Raw genomic sequence first — 22,290 nt, 5'->3', positions numbered from 1 at the left:
GACATGCGTTTTTTCGGATTCATCATCAACCCCTTGCTAGCGCCATTCAAGACGCTGGCGGCGATGCACCGCTCGCTCATGCCTGGGGCGAGGGAAAGCGGGGGAAGCGGCTGGACCCGGCCGGACAATCACGAAGCCGTTCGCGTCACCGCCGGCAAAACCTCGCGGCTGATCTGGTACTGCACCGCATGCTGCCCGCTGCTGGCGGCGCTGGCCTTGTTGAAGGGGCTGCCTTATCTGCTGGCTTACAATCTGATGATGGCGGCAGCCACCGGCGTGGTGCTCGCCTTGCGCTACGCGCTGATCGCGCGCCAGATGCAGACTGGCGACTTGGCGCAGTCACGCATCGGCGACGCCTTTCGGCATGGCTGGTGGTTTCCCAAAAGCTGACGCCGGCCGCTTTGGGCGGTCCGGATAAGAAAACGGCGCCGTTCCACCGGGAACCGCGCCGTTTTTGCATGTCTGCGAAGCCTTAGTCGACCTGCAGGGGCGAGAACGACTTGATCAAGTCGTCCAGCGCCTTGAGGTCGGCGAGGAAAGGTTCCAGCAAATGCAGCGGCAGCGCGCTCGGGCCGTCGCACTTGGCTTGCGCCGGGTCCGGATGCGCTTCCAGGAACAGGCCGGCCAGCCCCACCGCCATGCCGGCGCGCGCCAGTTCGGCCACCTGGGCGCGGCGGCCGCCGGATGCGGCGGCGCCGGCTTCGCGTTGCTGCAGGGCGTGGGTAACGTCGAAGATCACCGGGCGGTTGCCGGTCACTTTCTTCATCACGCCGAAGCCCAGCATGTCCACCACCAGATTGTCATAGCCCAGGCAGGTGCCGCGGTCGCACAGGATCAATTGCTCGTTGCCGGCCTCGACGAATTTCTCCACCACGTTCTGGATTTGCGGCGGGCTCATGAATTGCGGCTTCTTGATGTTGATCACGCGGCCGGTTTTGGCCAGCGCCACCACCAGGTCGGTTTGGCGGGCCAGGAAGGCCGGCAGTTGCAGCACATCGGCCACTTCGGCCGCCGCCGCCGCCTGCCAGGGCTCGTGCACGTCGGTGATGACGGGCACGCCGAAGGCGTCTTTGACCGCCTGCAGGATTTTCATGCCTTCTTCCAGCCCGGGGCCGCGATAGGAGTGGATGGACGAGCGATTGGCCTTGTCGAAGCTGCCTTTGAACACGTAGGGGATGCCCAGCTTGCTGGTGACGCGGACGTATTCTTCGGCGCTGCGCAACGCCAGATCGCGCGACTCCAGCACGTTGACGCCGCCGAACAGCGTGAAGGCGCCCTGGTTGCTGACATGGATGTTGGACTGGATGGGAACGTTGATCACGTGGTTCTTCCTATATCGGTAAGGCGCTGGCGCAAGCGGGGTGCCGTTCGGCTGGCCCGAGCTTTTCGCCGCATTGCGGAACGACGACATGATATACCCGGTATTCAGCCGCGCACCATCGCTGCCGCGTCAATTTTCCCATCTCCGAGCTGGCGGACCGCGGAGCAGTCCGGTTTGCTGTTGGGGCTTGAATTCAAAATTCATGATTTAAATAGTACAATAATGCCAATGAACTGTTGGATGGCGGCAAAATAATATGATTTTGAAAGAAAAAGCGTTTACCGAAGCCAAGGATTGGAAACAGGCGGCCGGCGACGCCGCGGAAAAGGAAATGGCTTTTTATTTGCGGCGCTATTTTGCCGACGATCAAGAGGTATACGTCCTCAATGATGTGAGGCTGGAATTGGACGGCGACGCCGCGCAAATGGATCATGTGCTGATTCATCCGGCGGGATTGACCATAGTCGAAAGCAAGAGCGTGTCGGGTAGATTGCAGATGAAGGCCGACGGGCAATGGCTGCGCTGGTTCGACGACCGCTCCTCGGGCATGGCGTCGCCCATCATCCAGGCCAGGATGCAGTCGGAATTCTTGCGCAAATACCTGCGCAGCCGCACCGCGCAGCCCGAGGTGATAGACCGCCTGGCGATGGATGTGATCGTGTCCATTTCCAGCAAGGGCCAGTTCATCCCGCCCAAGGGCATCGACGTGCCGGAGGTGTGCAAGGCGGACCAGGTGGGCGAGCGCATCCGCGCCAAATCGCAAGGCGAGGTAGCGTTTCCCGCTTCGCACCGCCGCATCCTGGGCCAGTACCTGGCCAAGATGCATAAGCCACGCGCCGAGCCGGCGCCGGTGGAGTCAGCCGCCCCCATGCCAGCGGCAGCGGTGGCGCCGGCAAAGCCGGAAGCGCCGGCGCTGCAGCATCTGGCTTACATCGGCCCCTTGCTGAAACCGGCCGGATTGTTGCGCAGCCTGGGCGGCGGAGCGGCGCTGCGCAAGGTGTACGCCACTTTGTGCAAGGGCTGCCAATCGCAGCGGCTGGAATTCCGTTACGGCAAATTCGGTTACTACCTGAAATGCTTGGATTGCGGCGAAAACACCGCGATCCGGCTGGATTGCCGGCAATGCGGCAAGCAGACCCGCCTGCGCAAGCAGGAGGAATGCCTGTTCGTCGAATGCAAGGACTGCGATCTATCCGAAGTGCTGCACCGCAACGACCGGCCGCTGCCTGAGTTGGCCTGACGCCATTTGCGGCGGGGCAGGACATTTGGTTTTTTCGCCTTTATAGTGGATGCTTTTCCACCCTGACGATGATGACCGATATGAGCGACCTGTCCGCCTTCCCGATCACCGGCACATGGCCGGCCAAGCATCCCGACCGCCTGCAGCTGTATTCGCTGCCGACGCCAAACGGCGTCAAGGTTTCCATCATGCTGGAGGAGATCGGGCTGCCTTACGAGGCGCATCTGGTCAGCTTCGAGCGCAATGAGCAGCTGTCGCCGGCATTCCTGTCGCTGAACCCGAACAACAAGATCCCGGCGATACTCGATCCCGATGGCCCGGGCGGCAAGCCGCTGGCGCTGTTCGAGTCCGGCGCCATCCTGATTTATCTGGCCGACAAGACCGGCAAGCTGCTGCCCAGCGACCCGGCGGCGCGCTATGAAGCCATCCAGTGGCTGATGTTCCAGATGGGCGGAGTGGGGCCGATGTTCGGCCAGCTGGGCTTCTTCCACAAGTTCGCGGGCAGGGAATACGAGGACAAGCGCCCGCGCGACCGCTACGCCGCCGAGTCGCGTCGTTTGCTGCAGGTGCTGGAAGGCAGGCTGGACGGGCGCGCCTGGATCATGGGCGACGAATACAGCATCGCCGACATCGCCATCTGGCCCTGGGTGCGCAATCTGGTGGGTTTCTACGATGCGGGCGAACTGGTCGGTTTCGCCGACTTTCCCAATGTGCGATGGACGCTGCAGGCCTTCGTTGAGCGGCCGGCGGTGGCGCGCGGGCTGGCGATTCCGACCAGGGATTAGGCCAGGCGCCGGCCGGGAACCGCGTCCGCGGACGCGGTTCGGGCTGGTTCAGGAGACAGTCAGCATGGATATGCTGCAGCGCTCCATGTCCATGGTGACAATGCGGCCCTGCCGGTCGAACATCAGCCAGCTGTCGTTCTGCATCTTCAGTTGCACTTTGGAACCCGCCGGCCAGCTGAAGGCGATGTCGGGAGCGTCGGCGCCGGCGCGGGCCAGCAGCGTGCACACCGCGGCTTCCCGGCTCATCGCCACAGCCAACCAACCGCGGCCGAGCGTGACGTTGAGCGAGCCGCCCGCCATGTCAGGCGGCAGCGCGAGGAAGCTTTCCTTCTGGCCCGGTGGATGGTTGCCCAGCCATGGATGGCCGTTCTTGTCCGCCGCCAGCCAGCAGTAGCGGTAGCTGCCCCAGGGCGAGGGGATCACCGTCGCATTTTTCGCGCTCTCGTGCACGGGGATGTGGCCGCGCGACTGCAGGCGCCGGCCCGGCAGGCTGTATTGCCACAGCTGCATCTTGCCGTCGTCGCCCGCCAGCTCATAGTGCTCGCAGTTCGGGCTGCGCATCACGCGCGCCACCCGGCCCGGCAGGTCGCCCACTTGCCATAGCACGCTGTGCAGGCCGCGGGCCACATCCAGCACGCGGATTTGCCTGTCCTGTCCTACCGCCCAGCCCACGCCGTCGAAACTGTCCGCATAGCAATCCAGCGCCACCGCGCCCAGGTCCTGCTGCTCGCGCCGCGCCAGGTCCAGCCGGTGCACGCGCAACGCGTCGCCGCGCCAGATCACCGCCAGCGCTACCTGGCCGCTGTCCGCCAGCACGATGCTGTCCGCGGGGGCTGGGAAGCGGTGCGCGATTTTGCCGCGCGGATCGACGATGGCCGCGCCCGCTTCTCCCAGCGCGACCAGCAGACGGCCGTTGGCCAGCAGGGCGGCGTCCATGATGGCCAGGCCGGCCAGCGTCGGCGCCCGCAGCCAGCCGACTTCTTTCTGATTTTGCAGCGGATTGGGGAGAGGAGCGGGCAGCTTTCCGGGCAGGTCCGCCTGCAGCAGCCCATCCTGGCTGATGTTGAGCAGTGTTTGCAGTTGGCGGCGGCTGAGCCGGCCTTCACGGTTGTCCTGGTCGACCAGCCAATGGTTGAACATGGCGCGGGCGAGCAGCCGGCTGGCCGGGGTGTGCTGGCCGGCGGCCAGCAGGGCATGGGCGATGGCCGCGCGTTCGGCGGCCTGGTTTTCGCCATCGCGTATCGCCAGTATCCGGCTTTCATGCCGGCGCAGGGTGTCCGGTAGCAGCAGCGCGCGCTGCACCAGGGCCTCCGCCGCCAAGTTGCCCCCGGCCTCTTCCGCCTGCGCCAGCCACTGCGCGGCGCGCTCGCGTTGCGACGCGAGCGGCCAGATCGCTTGCGCGGCTTCCAGCCAGCGTCCTTGCTCCACCAGCGATTGCGCCCATTCCTCGCGCAACTGGCGCGTGGCTTCGGGCCAGCGGCTTTCCAGTTGCGGGATGGCGTGGGCAAAGGCGTGGTCGCGCCTGGCCACGGCCAAGGCGCGCGGCAGGTCTCCGGCCTTGCACATCAGCCGCACGATCAGCGCTGCCGGCATGTCCCAGGCCAGCGCCAGTTCCGCCGCCTGGCTGAAGCGTTCGTGTCTTTCCAGATAGTCCAGTGCTTCGGCGTGGGCTTGCAGCAGTTCGGCCAGCACGAACACCGCCTGGTCGATCTTTCCTTCACGGTCGAGTTTGTCAAAAGTGCGGCGGTAGAGCTGGCGCAGGTGCTGGTTCAGCTCGTCGCCAAGCTGGATGGAGGGGCCGGCGCTGCCGTGGCGGGGCGTCAGCGACAGGTCGCGGCGGGCGTTGGGCGTGCCGAAGGCCTGGCCGGTGCTGGCGCCGTCGCCGCCCAGTGGAATGGCATGGCGCAAAGCCTCGTTGATGCGGCCGGTTTCGAACATCGCCAGCATCTCGCGCATATAGGCGGCCTGGCGGCGGCCCAGCACGCGCGATAGGTGGCTGGTCATCGCCGCGCGCGCCAGCCAGTCGCGCCAGGCTTGCGGCATGGCTTGCGCCGCCAGGCGGCGGGCGGGGATCAGCGCTTGCGCGGTCGCGCCGCCCTTGCCCGGTTTGCCTGCGGGCTTGGCGGGCGCAGCTTGGCGCGGCGGGGCGCGGCGATCGCGGAAGCGGTAGGCCAGCGCCGCCAGCGCGAGCAAGGGGAAGAAATGGGAAGGGCCGCCGGAAGATGAGCCGGCATTCGAGCCGGCATCGTATGACGGAGCGGGCGCGTCGCTGCCCGCGGCGATGAGAACGCCCAGGCCGACGCAGGCGGCCAGGACCGCGGCGACGATCAGTCGCTTGCGCCACGGGCTTTGCGGCGCCGGCTGCGCGGAGGCTTCCTGCCGCGGATGATCCAGCGCCTGCAAAAACTGCAGTTGCTGCGGACTGGCCGGCGGCACCGCGCCGCCCAACAACTGGCGCAGGCTCTGCTCGGTGACGGGCGCCTGCTCCACTTGCCGGGGCAGGGTGTGGCGGCAGTCGTACATGTCGACGACGGCATAGGCGGAGGCATCCAGCCAGTCGCCCGGCCGCAGCGCTTCGGCGTCGGCCAGGTTCAGCGCTTGCGCCCGTCCGCCGGTCACCAGCCACAGGTCGGCGGGCGGCAGTTGCTGGTATTCCGCTTCGGTCAGCGGCGCGGAGCACAGCGCGCGGCCCAGCAGCTGCAGCGGCCAGCCGTCCAGCTGCTCGCAAAGTTGCTCGACTGGCGCGGCGTAGCGCAGCAGGTCGCCGTCGGGGAAGCGGTAGGCGCTGGCGCCGGCATGCCAGCCGGCCAGGATGCGGCGCTGCCGCGCGGCCTCGTCGAAGCGGCCGGCCGGCAGCCATTGCCCGGCTATCCAGTGGCGGCCCTGCAGCAGCGGCCGGCGGATCTGCGCGCCGATCGCGGTCTCAGTCATGCTGCTCTCCCGGCGCGGCCTGGCCTTGCAGGCGCAGGGCCACGCATTGTTCGGTCACGGAATACACGATCAATTCTCTTTGCTCGGTCAGCAGTGCGATGGCGGCGCTGGCCGGCGCGTAGCTGATTTTGGCGATGGGATGGATGGGCTGGTACAGGATGAGGATTCGCCCGTCGCAGAGCAGGCCCAATTGGTTTTGCGCCTTATGGAACAGCACCAGCTGGAAGGCGGTGGACGCATCTGCGCGAGGCACCAGGCCCAGCGCGCTCCAACCGGGCGGCAGTTGGTAGTCGATGCTGGCCGCGGCGGCATGGGGCCGGCCGGCGTGCAGCCGCCAGCATTCGCCCAAGGCGGATGGCTGGCGGACGGCGCAGGCGAACAGATTGGGCTGAGCGAAGCCCAGCAGCGCTTCGCTGTCGGCGGCGCAGGCGCCGGGCACTGTCCATTCATTGTCCAGCGGCCCCAGAGGGCCCTGGCGACTCGACGCCGCAGCGGGACGAGTGGAGCCGGAGGGCGGTTCCGCCCAGAGGCGTCCCAGCCGCAGCTGGCCGGCTTGATGGCGAACGTACAGCAGCGTGCGCGCATCTTGCTGGCACATTGCCAGCACTTCGCGCAGCTGCAGATGGGTGGTGCCTGGCGCCGGGCCGCTGTGCACGCCGCGTTTGCCGGGCGCCACCCAGAACACCAGGTTGCCGACGCGGTCGCGGGCGTAAAGCCTGGCGCAGTTGTCGTGTTGCAGCCAGGCCGCATCCAGCAGGCGGGCGGCGCCGGGCGCCAGTTGCAGCATGTCCTGCGGCGGCAGCTGCACTTTGCCCAGGCCGGGGAGCTGGCTGAAGGCCAGCGTGTCGCCCAGTTGCGCGACCGCGCCTACGGTCTTGCGGGTGAAGGCCAGGCCAAGCGCGCTGCCGGCGCTGCTCCACTGCACGCGGCGCGGCTTCTGCCGCGACGAGCGGCCGGGTTTCGGCACATGCAGCAGCAGGGTTTCTTTTTCTCCCAGCAGGAAGGCGGCGACGTGGCTGCCATCCGGCGACAGCAGCGGGGCGTGGCGCAGCGAGAAGCGGCCGGCCAGTTGCCGGGCTTCGGTCTGGGTGTCGAAATTGCCGGCCAGCAGCGCCCGGCCGGCGGCTTGTGGCGGCAGCGGCAGGGTCAGCTTGCGCTGGCCTGCGCGATCGCGCACCACGATGTCGAGCGCGTCGCCGTCTAGCGTGGGGCGGATGTCGACTTGATGGGTGAAGGCGGAGGCGGCCAGCCCCTTGTCCGGCAGCGGATAGCCTATCAGCCAGCACTCTCCGGGGCGGGTTTCCAGCTGGTCCAGTGCCGCCAGCCATTGCTGGCTGCATTCCTGGTTGAAATTGCGGTAGCTGCGGGTCGCCAGCAATTGGCGCAAGGCGTGGGTTTGCGCGCCTTCGCGCCACTCGCCGGGCGCTTGCAGGCTGCCCCAGGCGAAGTCGCCGCCGGCGGCGCTGGCGCGGCGCTCCAGCAGGATGCACAGCGCCAGGTGGGCGAGCCGGGCGGCGCCAAGCTGCAGATTGCCGCAGTGGAACAGCGCCAGAATGCGGCTGCTGGCGCGGCTTTCGCGCGGGGTGGGCGCGAGGAACAGGAGTTCGTTGCCGGCGGCGCGGCGCAGGAATTCGTCCGGCAATTCGTCGGCCAGCAGCCATTCCGAAGCCAGCAGGCGTTCGTATGGGCCGCGGCGCTGGAGCGCGTCCACGCCTTGCGGCGCTTCGTCATCGCCGCGGATGGCGGCCTGGAAGCGGCCCAGCGCCGGGCTGAGGCGGCGCAGCAGTTCGCCCACTTCGGGGGCGAGCTCGGCGGAAAAGCCGCTCAGGCAGTCGTGCCAGGGTTTGAGCGCGTCGGGTAGTTGCATGTGGATCAGTCTGTCGGGGTCAGGCGGGGGCGAGCCGCCATTGGCGGCGGATGTCGGCCAGCAGCTCGGCGCTGACCGGCAGCTGCCGATTCAGCGGAATCAGCCGGGCGGGCTCGCGCCACAGCAATTGCGGCCAATGCGGGCTGCGGCGGTGCAGCGCCTGCGCCAGCGCTTCGCTGGGCGCGTCAGGCTGCCACAGGGCCGGCAGCCATAGCCGGCTGAAGTCGGCGTCGGCGCGCGCGTATTCCACGCCATCCACCCAGGGCAGCGCGTGTTCGGGGCCGATGACCACCAGCAGGCCGGGGCCAGCGGTGGCCATCAGCGGCGCGCGCCGCTCGTCCGACATGCGCTCCAGGCGCAGCAGCAGGCGTTGGGCGGCGGCGTCGAAGGCGACGGCGGCCTGGGGCGGCAATGTTTTCGCCACGGGCTGCCAGCGCCAGGGCAGGGCCGGCTGCCTCATGCGGCCACCGTCAGGCGCGCGGCCAGCTCCTGTCTGGCGTTGGCCAGCGTTTCCGGCAGGCTGGCGGCGTCGAAGTTGGCGTCTATCTCGCGCAGCAGGGCTTCGACCGCGGCGCCGCCGTCAGGGTCGGCCAGGCAGGCCTCGGCCGACTCCAGCAAGCGGGCGACGCGCGACAGCGGCTGCACGGCGGCGGTTTCCACCGCGCTGGCCAGCGTGGGATTGGCGCTGGCGGCCAGGCGCTCGCGCAGCGTCTCGCGGGCGGTTTGCTGGGCCTCCTGGGTGGGCAGCACGTACAGCAGCGGCCACAGGTCGGCTTCGCCGGCCTCGTCGCGGCCGGCCAGCGCCGCGGCGGCGGCGATCAAACGCTGCGATTTGACGATGCGGCGGTCGGACAGCGAAATGCCGGCGCCGCGCAACTGGCGGATGGCGTCGGCCAGCAAGGGACGGACCGCATCCATCCGCACGCCCTTGACCGCCGCGCACAGCGTATCCAGGTCGGCCAGACGCATCGCGCTTTCCGGCGCGGCGTCCTCAGCCTGCCAGCCGCCGGCCAGCAGGTCTTCCAGCTGATGGTCGGCCACCGGCTCGACGAAGGTGTGCAGCAGGAAGCGGTCGCCGAAGGCGGCCAGCGCCGGGTCGTCTGGCAGCGCGTTGGCGGCGCCGACGCACACTCGCAGCGGGCAGCGCATCTGGGTATGGCCGCGGCGGAAACGGCGCTCGTTCAATACGCCCAGCAGGGTGTTGAGGATGGCGGTGGAGCCGAGGAAGATCTCGTCCAGGAAGACCACGTCGGCTTCCGGCAGCATGCCGGCGGTGTCGGTTTCCACCGTGCCTTCGCGCAGCTTGCGCAGATCTACCGGGCCGAATAATTCGGAAGGCTCGGTGAAGCGGCCCAACAGGTACTCGAAATAGCGGCCGCCCATGCCTTGCGCCACCCGGCGGACCACGGCGCTCTTGGCGGTGCCCGGCGGGCCGACCACCAGCAGGTGTTCCTGCGCCACTGCGGCCAGCATGATCAGTTCGGCCAGCTGGTCTCTGCCGACCAGGCCACGGGTTGCGGTGCGGATGCCGGCGCGCACCTGTGTGGCGGCCTGTTGCGACGGAGATTTCATGATGTTGACATTCAAAATGCGGTATGATCCCAAATTTTCCGCATTGCGTCAAAATGTTAATGCATTGTAATTGATCGTTAACAAATGTGTTTTGCGGGGATGCAGGGATGGCGTCGCATGCGCGCAAAGGAGACGGGGTGGCTTTTCTTGATTTTAATAAGTACTTAGTGTTTAAATCGGGAAGCCGCAAAAAAGTTTAAAGCGGCGGCGATAGGATGCGGGCAAGTGTATCAAATCAGCCTGGCGCGACGCGCTGGCGCAATCATGAGAAGGTGCGTGCATGAAACGAAAGATGGCAGTCTTGCTGGCCGGCCTGGCTTTTTCTTCCGCGGCGGCCATGGCGGCTCCGGTGGCGCTGGCGTATTACTCGGACTATCCGGGCAATTACGCGGCGTTGACCCGGTACTATGAGAATTTCAACGCGGTGTCGGTCGACTTCTACAATATCGCCAGCGACGGCGCGATTTCCGGCAACGGCGCGGCGCCGCCGACCCAGGCGCTGTCCTTTCTGCGGTCCCGCAAAATCCCCGCTTACGGCTGCGTTTCCAATGTCGATGGCGACTGGAGTCCGGACATCGCCCACGCGGTGTCCACCACCGCGCTGAACCAGTCGGTGGCCAACTTGGTGAAGTTTGCCCAGGCCAACGGCTTTGCCGGCATCAATATCGATTTCGAGGCGGTGGCGCAGGGCGACCGCAACCATTTCAGCCACTTCATTCAAACGCTGGGCCGCGCGTTGCATGCCAAGGGTTTGAAGCTGATCGTCAGCGTGCCGGCGTTTTCCGCCAAGGATTACGACGACCAGGCCAATTACGGCTACGACCTGCAGGCATTGGGCGCGGCGGCCGACTATCTGCAGATCATGACTTACGACGAGGCGATTCCGGCCTGGGATCCGGGCCCGGTGGCAGGTTCCGGCTGGATGGAGGATGACCTGGACTACGCGACGTCGCTGGTGCCGGCCGCCAAGATACTGAGCGGCATTCCAGTCTACGGCTACGACTGGAAGCGGGCTGGCGACGGCGGCATGCTGTACTGGAAGGACACGCAGGCGCTGATTGCCCGCTACGGCGCGCAGCCGCGTTACGACGCGGGCAGCAACTCGCTGACCTTCAGTTATGCCGCGGCCGACGGCAGCCGCCACACGGTTTGGACCGAAAATGCCCGCAGCGTGGCGCTGAAGGCCGGCTTGGTGAACGCCTACGGCTTGGGCGGCGTTTCCACCTACGCGCTGGGCATGGAGAATGCCGCTTTCTGGGCGGCGGTGAGGCAGGGCCTGTCGCAGTAGCGCTTAGGCTAAGGGGGATGAAAAAACCGGGCGCAGGCCCGGTTTTTTTCGTGTGAGCGCGGCGGGGCTTACCAACTGCCGCCCAGCGCGGCGATCAAGGCCACGCTGCTGGCGTATTGCCGGTTTTTCACGCTCCACAGATTGTTTTCGGCGTTGATGCGGGTGTTTTGCGCCGACAGCACGTTCAGATAGGCCACGGTGCCGGCCTGGTACTGATTCAGGCTGATCGCTTCCGCCCGCTTGGCCGCGGCCAGCGCCGCGCTTTGCATGCCGGCTTCCTGCTCCAGCAAGCTCTGGGCGGACAGATTGTCCTCCACGCCTTGCAGCGCGGACAGCACGGTCTGGCGGTAGCTGGCCACGCTGGCGTCGTAGCTGGCCACCGCCTGGTCGGTTTGCGCGCTGCGCAGGCCGGAGTCGAACAGGGTCAGCGCCAGAGAGGGGCCGACCGACCAGATGCGGTTGGGCAGGCTGACCCAGTCGGCGAAGCTGGAGCCGCGGTAGCCGCCGCTGGCGCCCAGCGACAGGGTGGGGAAGAAGGCGGCTTTGGCGATGCCGATCTGGGCGTTGGCGGCGGCCATATTGCGCTCGGCGGCGGCGATGTCGGGCCGGCGCTCCAGCAGAGTGGACGGCAGGCCGGCCGGGATCTGCGGCAGGTAGGGCGCCTGGGCGGCCGGCGGCAGCGCGAAGCTGGCCGGCGCCTGGCCCAGTTGTGCGGCGATGGCGTGCTCCAGCTGCGCGCGGGTGAGCTGCTTGTCCACCGTCGCGGCCTGCGAGGTTTTCCATTGGCTTTCCGCCGAGGCTACCGCGTCGTCGCCGACGATGCCTGCGGCGTACTGGTTGCGCGTCAGCTGCAAGGTGTCGGCCAGCAGTTTTTCGCTGGCGCGCAGATTGGCCAGTTGGGCGTCGGCCACCGCCAGCTGCAGGTAGGCGGTGGCGAGCTGCGCCTGGCTGCTGAGGCGGATGGCCGCCAGTTGGGCCTCGGAGGCCTGCTGCTTGGCCTTGCCGGCTTCCACTTCGCGCCGCACCGCGCCCCACAGGTCCACTTCCCAGCTGGCCGACAGGCCCAGGTTGTAGGCGGTGGCGGCGCCGCCGCCCGGCGTGGAGACGCCGCGGGTTTTGGCGGCGTTGGCCGACAGGGACGGGAACAGGCCCGCCTGAGCCTGGCGCAGTTGCGCCTGGGCCTCGCGGTATTGGGCCTCGGCCTGGGCGATGGTCGGGCTTTGCCGGTTCAGCGTGTCCATCAGGCCGTTGAGCGTCTGGTCATGGAATACCGACCACCAGTCGCCGCGCGGCATCGCGTCCTGCGGTTCGGCGGTTTTCCAGCGGCCGTCCTCCTTGAAGCTGGCCGGGATGTCCAGCTTGGGTTTGGCGTAGTCGGGGCCGACGGCGCAGCCGGCCAGCGCGGCGGCGCACAGCGCGGCGCACAGCGCGCGTTGAATCGATATTGTTGTTTTCGTCATGGCTATCATTCCTTGCCGCCGCCGGCCAGCGCGTTGCCGAGGCTGCCGCGCCATTTCAGGCACCACAGGCGGAAGCGGTCCAGGTACAGGTAAACGATGGGGGTGGTGTACAGCGTCAAGAGCTGGCTGAGCAGCAGGCCGCCGACGATGGAGATGCCCAGCGGCGTGCGCATCTCGGCGCCGTCGCCGCGGCCCAGCGCCAGCGGCAGCGCGCCGAACAGCGCCGCCAGCGTGGTCATCATGATGGGGCGGAAGCGCAGCAGGCAGGCTTGCAGAATGGCTTCCTCCGGCGGCAGCTTGTGCTCGCGCTCGGCGGAGAGCGCGAAGTCTATCATCATGATGGCGTTTTTCTTGACGATGCCGATCAACAGCAGAATGCCGATCAGCGCGATGATGTTGAATTCGCCGCCGGTGGCCATCAGCGCCAGCAGCGCGCCGACGCCGGCGGAGGGCAGGGTGGAGAGGATGGTGATCGGATGCACCACGCTCTCGTACAGCATGCCCAGCACGATGTACACCGCCACCAGCGCGGCCAGGATCAGCATGGGCTGGCTGTCCAGCGAGGCCTGGAACGACTTGGCCGTGCCCTGGAAGCTGGCGTGGATGCTGCTGGGCAGGCCGGTGTCGGCCAGCGCCGCGTCTATCGCCTTGGTGGCGTCGGACAGCGAGATGCCCGGCGGCAGGTTGAACGAGATGGTGGTGGCGGCGAACTGGCTTTGGTGGTTGACCGACAGCGAGGTGTTGGTCGGTTTCCAGCTGGCGAAGGCCGACAGCGGCGTCGGCTGGCCGCCCGGCGTCTGCAGGTAGATGTTGCGCAGCGCTTCCGGGTTTTGCCAGTACTCCGGCGCCACTTCCAGCACCACGTGGTACTGGTTCAGCGCGTTGTAGATGGTGGACACCTGGCGCTGGCCGAAGGCGTCGTTCAATACCGAATCCACCTGCGACTGGGTCAGCCCCAGCCGCGCCATCGCGTCGCGGTCGAAGACCAGCGAGGTTTGCAAGCCCTTGACCTCCTGGTCGCTGTTCAGATCGGCGAGGAAGGGGATCTTGCTCATCGCCAGCTGCACCTTGGGCGTCCATTCGCGCAGCTCGTTCAGGTCGTCGCCCTGCAGCGTGTACTGGTACTGCGCGTTGCTGGCGCGGCCGCCGATGCGGATATCCTGCACCGATTGCAGGAACAGCTGGGCGCCTGGCTCCTTGGCCAGCTTCTTGCGCAGCCGCGCGATCACCTGGTCGGCGTTTTCCTTGCGTTCGGACAATGGCTTCAGGCTGACGAACATATTGGCGCCGTTGCGCTGGCCGCCGCCGGTGAAGCCCACCACCTTGTCCACCGCCGGATCGGCGCCGACCACGTTGATGAAGCGCTGCAGCTTCAGCTGCATCGCCTGGAAGGAGATGCTCTGGTCGGCCTTGATCATGCCGGTGAGGCGGCCGGTGTCCTGCTGCGGGAAGAAGCCCTTGGCGATCACCACGTACAGAAACACGTTGAGCGCGATGGTGGCGGCGAGAATGGCCATCATCAGCCGGCTGTGGCGCAGCGCCCAGGTCAGCGAGCGGCGGTAGGCGTCCAGCATGGCGTCGAACACCTTCTCGCTCCACTGGAACAGGCGGCCGGGCGGGCGGCTGGCGTCATGGTTTTTCAGCCAGCGTGCGCACAGCATCGGCGTGGTGGTCAGCGACACCACCAGCGACACCAGGATGGCCACCGACAGCGTGACGGCGAATTCGCGGAACAGCCGGCCGATGATGCCGCCCATCAGCAGAATGGGGATGAACACCGCGATCAGCGAGATGCTCATCGATAACACGGTGAAGCCCACCTCGCGCGCGCCTTGCAGCGCCGCCTGGAACGGCTTCATGCCATCCTCGATGTGGCGCGAGATGTTTTCCAGCACCACGATGGTGTCATCCACCACGAAGCCGGTGGCGATGGTCAGCGCCATCAGGCTGAGGTTGTTCAGCGAGAAGCCGGCCAGGTACATCACCGCGAAGGTGCCGACCAGCGACACCGGCACGGTGATGGCCGGGATGGCGGTGGCGCGGCCGCTGCGCAGGAACAGGAACACCACCAGGATCACCAGGCCGATGGAGATCACCAGCGAGCGCTCCACTTCGCTGAGTGAGGCGCGGATGGTGGGTGTGCGGTCCATTACTTCGTTGATCTTGATCGCGGCGGGGATGGAGGCCTGCAGCTTGGGCAGCAGCGTCTTCACCCGGTCCACGGTGTCGATGATGTTGGCGCCGGGCTGGCGGAACAGGATCAGCATCACCGCCGGCTGCTTGGCCAGCATGCCAGCGTTGCGCAGATCCACCACCGAGTCCTTCACATCGGCGACGTCGGAGATGCGCACCGCGCTGCCGTTTTTGTAGCTGACGATCAGCGGCAGGTAGTCGCTGGCCTTGCCGGCCTGGTCGTTGGCCTGCACCTGCCAGTGCTTGTCCTCGTTTTCGAGAAAGCCTTTGGGGCGATTGGCATTGGTGCTGGTGATGGCGGCACGCACGGTTTCCATGCCGATGCCGTAGTGGTTCAGCTGCATCGGGTTCATTTCCACCCGCACCGCCGGCTGCGCCCCGCCGCCGATCACCACGTTGCCTATGCCGTCTACCTGCGACAGCTTCTGGCCCAGGATGGAGTCGGCGGCGTCGTACATCTGGCCGCGAGTCAGCGAATCCGACGTCAGCGCCAGGATCATGATGGGCGCGTCGGCCGGGTTCACCTTGCGGTAGGTGGGATTGGACGGCATGCCGGTGGGCAGCAGCGAATGGGCGGCGTTGATGGCCGCCTGCACGTCGCGCGCGGCGCCGTTGATGTCGCGGTCCAGGTCGAACTGCAGCGTGATGTTGCTGGAGCCGAGCGAGCTGGTCGACGTCATCTCGGTGATGCCGGCGATGCGGCCCAGCGCGCGCTCCAGCGGCGTGGCCACCGTGGCGGCCATGGTTTCCGGGCTGGCGCCGGGCAGCTTGGCCGACACCGAGATGGTGGGGAAGTCCACCTGCGGCAGCGGCGACACCGGCAACAGCTTGAAGGCCAGCATGCCGGCCAGCAGGATGGCCAGCGTCAGCAGCGTGGTGGCCACCGGGCGGCGGATGAAGGGGGCCGACGGGATCATGCTTGCGCCTCTTCAGCCGGCTGCGGCTTGTCCTTGCGGCCGAAACGGCTCGCCAGGCGGTCGAAGGCCAGGTAGATCACCGGGGTGGTGAACAGCGTCAGCACCTGGCTGACCATCAGGCCGCCCACCATGGTGATGCCCAAGGGCTCGCGCAGTTCCGAACCCATGCCGCCGCCCAGCATCAGCGGCAGCGCGCCCAAGAGCGCCGCCATCGTCGTCATCAGGATGGGGCGGAAGCGCAGCAGGCAGGCCTGGTAGATCGCTTCGCGCGGGCTCATGCCCTGTTCGCGCTCGGCTTCGAGCGCGAAGTCGATCATCATGATCGCGTTCTTCTTCACGATGCCGATCAGCAAAATGATGCCGATGATGGCGATCACCGACAGGTCGGTGCCGGACACCATCAGCGCCAACAACGCGCCGATGCCGGCCGAGGGCAGAGTGGAGAGGATGGTGATCGGGTGGATATAGCTTTCGTACAGCACGCCCAGCACGATGTACATCGTGACGATGGCGGCCAGGATCAGCCACAGCGTGTTGGACAGCGACGCCTGGAAGGCCATGGCCGCGCCTTGGAACTTGGTGTCCATGCTGGCCGGCAGTCCCAGGTCGGCCTCGGCCTGGCGGATGGCGTCCACCGCCTCGCCCAGCGACGCGCCCTGCTTCAGATTGAAGGAAATGGTGGCGGTGGGGAACTGGCCCAGGTGGTTGATGGCCAGCGAAGCCGGGCGTTCCTCTATCGTCGCCACCGCGTCCAGCGGCACCGGCCCGCCGCTGGCGGTGGGCACATAGATGCCTTTCAGCGACAGCGGGTCGCGCTGGTGCTGCGGGTCCACTTCCAGCACCACGCGGTACTGGTTGGTCTGGGTGAAGATGGTGGAAATCAGCCGCTGGCCGAAGGCGTCGTACAGCGCGTTGTCGACCGCGGCGGTGGTGACGCCCAGGCGCGAGGCGGTGTCGCGGTTGATGTTGACGTAGGCTTGCAGGCCCTTGTCCTGCAGGTCGCTCGCCACGTCGGCCAGCGATGGCTCCTGTTGCAGCCGGTGCACCAGCTTGGGCACCCAGGCGGACAGGTCGCCCTGGCTGGTGGCTTGCAGCGTGAACTGGTACTGGGTGCGGCTGACGCGCGCGTCTATGGTCAGGTCCTGCACTGCCTGCAGGTACAGCGACATGCCCGGCATTTCATCGGCGCGGGCTTGCAGCCGCGCGAGCACGGTGCGGATGTCGTCGCGCTCGCCCTTGGGCTTGAGGTTGATCAGCAGGCGGCCGCTGTTCAGCGTGGTGTTGGTGCCGTCCACGCCGATGAACGACGACAGGCTGTCCACCGCCGGGTCTTTCAATAGCGCCGAGGCCAGTTTTTCCTGGCGATCGGCCATCGCGCTGAAGGAGATGGATTGCGAAGCCTCGCTGATGCCCTGGATGGAACCGGTGTCCTGCAGCGGGAAGAAGCCCTTGGGCACCCAGACATACAGCGCCGCGGTCAGCGCGACGGTGCCGATGGCCACCAAGAGCGTGGTTTTCTGGCGGTCCAGCACCCAGGACAGCATCTTGCCGTAGCGGGCGATGATGTCGTCGAAGAACTTGCCGCTGGCGTGGTAGAAGCGGCCCTGTTTTTCCTCAGGCACGTGCTTGAGCAGGCGCGCGCACATCATCGGCGTCAGCGTCAGCGAAATGAAGGCCGAAATCAGGATGGACACCGCCAGCGTGATGGCGAACTCGCGGAACAGACGGCCCACCACGTCGCCCATGAACAGCAGCGGAATCAGCACGGCGATCAGCGAGATGGTCAGCGAGATGATGGTGAAGCCGATCTGCTTGGAGCCCTTCAGCGCCGCCGCCATCGGCTTTTCGCCTTCTTCGATGTAGCGGGCGATGTTCTCGATCATCACGATGGCGTCGTCCACCACGAAGCCGGTGGCGATGGTCAGCGCCATCAGCGTCAGGTTATTGATGGAGAAGCCGGTCAGGTACATCACGCCGAAAGTGCCCACCAGCGACAGCGGCACCGCCACCGCCGGGATGATGGTGGCCGGCACATTGCGCAGGAAGACGAAGATCACCATCACCACCAGCGCGATCGCCAGCATCAGTTCGAACTCCACATCCTCGACCGAGGCGCGGATGGTGACGGTGCGGTCGCTCAGCACCGCCACGTCGACCGAGCCGGGCAGGGTGGTTTTCAGTTGCGGCAGCAGCGCCTTGATGCGGTCGGTCACCTGGATCACGTTGGCGCCGGGCTGGCGCTGCACGTTGAGAATGACGGCCGGCGTAGCGCCGGCCCAGGCGGCCAGGCGCACGTTTTCCGCCGAGTCCACCACCTTGGCCACGTCTTGCACGCGCACCGGCGCGCCGTTCTGGTAGGCGATGACGACGTTTTTGTATTCCGCCGCCGATTGCAGCTGGTCGTTGCCGTCGACGGTGGACGCCTGCAGCGGGCCGTCGAAGCTGCCCTTGGCCTGGTTGACGTTGGCGTTGGCGATGGCGGTGCGGATGTCTTCCTGGGTCAGGCCGCGCGCGGCCAGCGCCTTGGGATTGCTCTGGATGCGTACGGCGGGCCGCTGGCCGCCGCTGATGCTGACCAGGCCCACGCCCGGCACTTGCGACAGCTTCTGCGCCAGCCGGGTGTCCACCATGTCCTCCAGCTTGGTCAGCGGCAGGGTGGGCGAGCTGACGGCGATGGTCAGTATCGGCGTGTCGGCCGGATTGACCTTGTTGTAGATCGGCGGGCTGGGCAGGTCGGCCGGCAGCAGGTTGCCGGCGGCGTTGATGGCCGCCTGCACTTCCTGCTCGGCCACATCCAGCGTCAAATCCAGGCTGAACTGCAGCGTGATCACCGAAGCGCCGCCGGAGCTGGCCGACGACATTTGGGACAGGCCCGGCATCTGGCCGAACTGCCGCTCCAGCGGCGCGGTGACCGACGAGGTCATCACGTCCGGGCTGGCGCCGGGGTAGAGGGTGACCACCTGGATGGTGGGGTAGTCGACTTCAGGCAGCGCCGAAACCGGCAGCATGCGCCAGGAAACCAGGCCGGTCAGCAGGATGGCCACCATCAACAGGGTGGTGGCCACCGGCCGCAGGATGAACGGGCGAGAGGGATTCATGCCGTATCCTTGCGCTTAGTTGGCGGCCGAGGCGTGACGCTTGCCCCAGTCTCCGCTGGCGCCGTGCTTGCGGTGCGGCTTGCCTTCGCTGGCCGCCGCGGCGGCTTCCTGGCTTTGCGCGGCGCGGTCTATCACCTTGACCTTGGCGCCGTTGCGCAGCTTGTCCACGCCGTCTATCACCACCTGCTGGCCGGCGCGCAGGCCGGATTCGATGATGGTGACGTCGCCGGAGGCCGGGCCCACCGCGACCTTGCTGATGCTGACGGTGGAGTCGCTGCCTACGGTGTAGACATAGCTGCCCGCCTTGCCCAGCTGCACCGCGGCGGTCGGCACCACGATGGCGTTCTTGCGCACGCCCAGCTGCAAGTTGACGTTGACGAACTGATTGGGGAACAGCGCCTGTTTTTCGTTGGCGAACTTGGCCTTGATATTGATGGTGCCGGTGCTGGTGTTCAGTTGGTTGTCCATCGCCAGCAGGACGCCGTCGGCCAGCTTGTGCTTGTTGTCGCGGTCCCAGGCTTCCACTTTCAGCTGCTTGTTGTCAGCGGCGGCCTGCAACACCTGCGACAGGCTCACTTCCGGGATGGCGAACACCACATTGATCGGCTGGGTCTGGGTGATCACCACCACGCCGTTGGCGTCGCTGGCGTGCACGATATTGCCCGGATCCACCTGGCGCAGGCCGACGCGGCCGGCCACCGGCGCGGTGACGCGGCTGTAGTCCAGCTGCAGCTTGGCGTTATCCACCGAGCCCTGGTCCAGCTTGACCGTGCCCTGATATTGTTTGACCAGCGCGTCCTGGGTGTCTACCTGTTGCTTGGAGATGGAGTTCTGCCCCAGCAACTGGCGGTAGCGGGCCAGGTCCAGCTGGGCGTTCTGCAGCAGCGCCTGATCGCGCAGCAACTGGCCCTGGGCCTGGGTCAGCGCCGCGAGATAGGGTCGTGGGTCCAGTTCGGCCAGCAACTGGCCCTGCTTGACCAATTGGCCTTCTTCGAAGTGCACCTTGTCCAGCTGGCCGTCCACCCGGCTGCGGACGGTGACGGTATACGTGGAGTTGACCGTGCCCAGCGCGTTCAGCTGCAGCGGGGCGTCCAGCGTCCGCGCGGCGGTCACGCCCACCGCCATCGGCGCGCCGCCCTTGGCGTTGGCGGCGGCATCCTTGGCGCTCTTGCTGTGCTGGTGCCACCACCAGCCGCCGCCGATGACGGCGATGGCTGCGATGACTAAAGGCAGGCGGTTGGATTTGGCGGACGTGGGGGTCGACATGCGGCGTGCTCCGGACGGACGTTTCACTTGTTATTAACTGGCAGAGCATGACATTTTTTCATGCTTTATGCTGCGTTTATGCTAAAAACCGAGCGGCCTATGCCAGCCGCGTTGTATTTTAAGACTGACCGAATTGTATGAGCCTGGTTTTAGTCCGAGCGCGGTTTGTGTTTGAAATTGTTAACTAAAAATGAGTGTTTGCTTTCTTTGTTGGATCGGTGCGGATGCTCGATTGCCTTTCCCCATGCTAAGCGTTTGATTCCAGTAGGGCTGCGCAGTCAAAAGACCGAGCCGCGAGGTTTTCAGCCGATTCGTGATTTTTACATTTCATGGACGCGCCGAGGTTTGTCCATTGCGTATGGCGCTGTTCCGCAAGGCCAAGAAATGCGTGCGGAGGGGCGGAGCCGCTCCCAAAATTGGTTGCGCCGCCGCGCCTGGGAGATGGCTGGAACGGGGAGGGCAGCGGCTGTGAGGCGGAATTGTCGCCGGCGCGGTACGGCATGAGCTGGATGCAAGGGCCACAGCGGGTGTGACGGGCGAGTTTGTTTCTTTTGCGAACATGACATTTTCGTTTTTTGCATATTTTGCCTCATCCGGGCTAGGCAATGCGAACGAACGATGTCATTCTTTTCCGCTTTGATTATTCGGGCCCGGCGATCCGCCAGGGCGGCGCGGGGCAATCCCGCGCGGCAGAACATTAGAGCGAGTTGGATATGGACAAGAAACAAGACGCGCCGGAACTGCGGCGTTCGCTGCAGGCGCGCCATCTGTCGATGATCGCCATCGGCGGCTCCATCGGCACCGGCCTGTTCCTGGCATCGGGCGCCACGGTGGCCGGCGCCGGCGCCGGCGGGGCTTTGCTGGCGTACGCGCTGGTGGGCCTGATGGTGTACTTCCTGATGACCAGCTTGGGCGAGATGGCAGCCTTCATGCCGGTGTCGGGTTCCTTCCAGGTATACGGTTCGCGCTTCGTCGACCCCGCCTTCGGCTTCGCCCAAGGCTGGAACTACTGGTACAACTGGGCGGTGACCATCGCGGTGGAGCTGGCCGCGGCCGCCATCATCATGCACTACTGGTACCCGGCGGTGCCCGGCGTGGTGTGGAGCGCGGGCTTTCTGGTGCTGATCTTCGCGCTCAACTATTTCTCGGTGAAGGGCTTCGGCGAAGCGGAGTTCTGGTGCTCGATGCTGAAAGTGGCCACCATCATCGCCTTCATCGTCATCGGCTTTCTGATGATCTTCGGCATCATGACCGAACCGCAGCCGCAGCGCATCGCGCCCGGCCTCGGCGTGATGATGCAGGGCCAAGGGCCCTTCGTCGGCGGCCTGGCGGCCTTTGTCGGCGTGGCCATGGTGGTGGGCTTCTCCTTCCAGGGCACCGAGCTGATCGGCGTGGCCGCCGGCGAGTCCGCCAATCCGGGCCGCACCATTCCGCGCGCGGTGCGGCAGATCTTCTGGCGCATCCTGATGTTCTACATGCTGTCCATCCTGATCATCGGTCTGATCCTGCCTTACAACGATCCGCTGCTGTTGAAGAACGAGATGAAGGATGTCGGCGCCAGCCCGTTCACGCTGGTGTTCAACCGCGCCGGCCTGGCCTTCGCCGCCAGCCTGATGAACGCGGTGATCCTGTCCGCCATCTTGTCCGCCGGCAACTCCGGCATGTACGCGTCCACCCGCATGCTGTACGCGATGGCCAAGAACGGCATGGCGCCGGCCCGCTTCGGCAAGCTGACCGCCGACGGCGTGCCGCGCAACGCGCTGTACGCCACCACGCTGGTGGCCTGCTTGTGCTTCCTGACTTCGCTGTTCGACAGCAACGCGGTATACATGTGGCTGCTCAATTCGTCGGGCATGACCGGCTTCATCGCCTGGCTGGGCGTGGCCATCAGCCATTACCGCTTCCGCCGCGCCTATGTGCGGCAGGGCTATGACCTGGCCGATCTGCCGTATAAGGCCAAATGGTTCCCGCTGGGGCCGCTGTTCGCCTTCGCCTTGTGCATGCTGATCATGCTGGGCCAGAACTACACCGCCTTCACCGCCGCCAAGGTGGACTGGAACGGCGTGGTGGCCACTTATGTCGGCATTCCGCTGTTCCTGGCGCTGTGGTGGGGCTACCGGGTCAAGCACAAGACCCGCCTGGTGCCGCTGGAGCAGGTTGACCTGGCCGACGCCCACCGCAAGGCGCGGGAGCTGCGCGAGGAAGGCCGCGGCGGCAAATTGGCTGAGGCTCAAGCCTGACCGTCGCGGCGAAAGCCGCGCGTAAAAATGAAACAGGCCCTCAAGGGCCTGTTTGTCGTTTGGGAGCGCAATGTGAAAGTTCACGAGCGCTAATGGCCGCTTAGCTGCGCGT

The 22,290-nt window shown here is 66.3% G+C and carries 14 protein-coding genes; 5 read left to right on the top strand and 9 right to left on the bottom strand.

Annotation, left to right across the window (positions count from 1 at the left end; translation table 11 throughout):
• Positions 1–3: 3 nt before the first annotated feature.
• Positions 4–390, top strand: coding sequence for a hypothetical protein (locus MY55_RS13935; protein ID WP_043580674.1), 387 nt, complete (start codon positions 4–6; stop codon positions 388–390).
• Between the two features lie 82 nt (positions 391–472).
• Here the strand turns inward: MY55_RS13935 and kdsA are convergent, their stop codons facing one another.
• A complete protein-coding gene (gene kdsA / locus MY55_RS13930; protein WP_208856048.1) occupies positions 473–1,318 on the bottom strand; it encodes a 3-deoxy-8-phosphooctulonate synthase in 846 nt (281 codons plus the stop codon).
• A 259-nt stretch (positions 1,319–1,577) separates the two neighbouring features.
• Here kdsA and MY55_RS13925 point away from each other — a divergent pair, with 259 nt between their 5' ends.
• Together MY55_RS13925 and MY55_RS13920 are read left to right on the top strand one after the other, a co-directional pair.
• Positions 1,578–2,561 carry a nuclease-related domain-containing protein gene (locus MY55_RS13925; RefSeq protein WP_047237839.1) on the top strand — a complete coding sequence of 328 codons (984 nt, stop codon included), beginning with the start codon at positions 1,578–1,580 and terminating at the stop codon, positions 2,559–2,561.
• Between the two features lie 80 nt (positions 2,562–2,641).
• Positions 2,642–3,346 carry a glutathione S-transferase N-terminal domain-containing protein gene (locus MY55_RS13920; protein ID WP_043580679.1) on the top strand — a complete coding sequence of 235 codons (705 nt, stop codon included), beginning with the start codon at positions 2,642–2,644 and terminating at the stop codon, positions 3,344–3,346.
• A gap of 48 nt (positions 3,347–3,394) precedes the next feature.
• Here MY55_RS13920 and MY55_RS13915 read toward each other — a convergent pair whose 3' ends face one another.
• The 4 genes from MY55_RS13915 to MY55_RS13900 are packed head-to-tail and all read right to left on the bottom strand — an operon-like array spanning position 3,395 to position 9,716.
• On the bottom strand, positions 3,395–6,277 hold the full coding sequence (locus MY55_RS13915; protein ID WP_047237840.1) for a bpX6 domain-containing protein: 2,883 nt from the start codon (positions 6,275–6,277) through the stop codon (positions 3,395–3,397).
• Complete coding sequence (locus MY55_RS13910) at positions 6,270–8,144, bottom strand: hypothetical protein (protein ID WP_047237841.1); 1,875 nt, start codon at positions 8,142–8,144, stop codon at positions 6,270–6,272. Before MY55_RS13910 ends, MY55_RS13915 begins: the two co-directional genes overlap by 8 nt.
• A gap of 19 nt (positions 8,145–8,163) precedes the next feature.
• Positions 8,164–8,604 carry a bpX5 domain-containing protein gene (locus MY55_RS13905; protein ID WP_065202559.1) on the bottom strand — a complete coding sequence of 147 codons (441 nt, stop codon included), beginning with the start codon at positions 8,602–8,604 and terminating at the stop codon, positions 8,164–8,166.
• On the bottom strand, positions 8,601–9,716 hold the full coding sequence (locus tag MY55_RS13900) for an AAA family ATPase (protein ID WP_047258510.1): 1,116 nt from the start codon (positions 9,714–9,716) through the stop codon (positions 8,601–8,603). The genes MY55_RS13905 and MY55_RS13900 overlap by 4 nt, the downstream gene beginning before the upstream one ends.
• 292 nt (positions 9,717–10,008) lie before the next feature.
• On the opposite strand from MY55_RS13900, the gene MY55_RS13895 reads away from it, so the two are divergent.
• Complete coding sequence (locus tag MY55_RS13895; RefSeq protein ID WP_230623451.1) at positions 10,009–11,004, top strand: glycosyl hydrolase family 18 protein; 996 nt, start codon at positions 10,009–10,011, stop codon at positions 11,002–11,004.
• A 68-nt stretch (positions 11,005–11,072) separates the two neighbouring features.
• Here the strand turns inward: MY55_RS13895 and MY55_RS13890 are convergent, their stop codons facing one another.
• From MY55_RS13890 to MY55_RS13875, 4 genes are read right to left on the bottom strand one after another with little or no spacing between them, the layout of a single operon-like run.
• On the bottom strand, positions 11,073–12,464 hold the full coding sequence (locus MY55_RS13890; protein ID WP_047258492.1) for an efflux transporter outer membrane subunit: 1,392 nt from the start codon (positions 12,462–12,464) through the stop codon (positions 11,073–11,075).
• A 5-nt stretch (positions 12,465–12,469) separates the two neighbouring features.
• Positions 12,470–15,574: a multidrug efflux RND transporter permease subunit gene (locus MY55_RS13885; protein WP_047237843.1), complete on the bottom strand. Its 3,105-nt coding sequence runs from the start codon at positions 15,572–15,574 to the stop codon at positions 12,470–12,472.
• On the bottom strand, positions 15,571–18,672 hold the full coding sequence (locus MY55_RS13880; RefSeq protein WP_047237844.1) for an MdtB/MuxB family multidrug efflux RND transporter permease subunit: 3,102 nt from the start codon (positions 18,670–18,672) through the stop codon (positions 15,571–15,573). The genes MY55_RS13885 and MY55_RS13880 overlap by 4 nt, the downstream gene beginning before the upstream one ends.
• 15 nt (positions 18,673–18,687) lie before the next feature.
• Complete coding sequence (locus tag MY55_RS13875) at positions 18,688–19,938, bottom strand: MdtA/MuxA family multidrug efflux RND transporter periplasmic adaptor subunit (protein ID WP_043580690.1); 1,251 nt, start codon at positions 19,936–19,938, stop codon at positions 18,688–18,690.
• 713 nt (positions 19,939–20,651) lie between these two features.
• On the opposite strand from MY55_RS13875, the gene MY55_RS13870 reads away from it, so the two are divergent.
• Positions 20,652–22,178 carry an amino acid permease gene (locus MY55_RS13870; RefSeq protein WP_047243364.1) on the top strand — a complete coding sequence of 509 codons (1,527 nt, stop codon included), beginning with the start codon at positions 20,652–20,654 and terminating at the stop codon, positions 22,176–22,178.
• The last annotated feature ends 112 nt before the right edge of the window (positions 22,179–22,290 follow it).

The sequence above is a fragment of the Chromobacterium subtsugae genome (genome assembly GCF_001676875.1).
Classification (GTDB): Bacteria; Pseudomonadota; Gammaproteobacteria; order Burkholderiales; family Chromobacteriaceae; genus Chromobacterium; species Chromobacterium subtsugae.
This window is presented reverse-complemented; position numbering and strand designations above follow the sequence as displayed.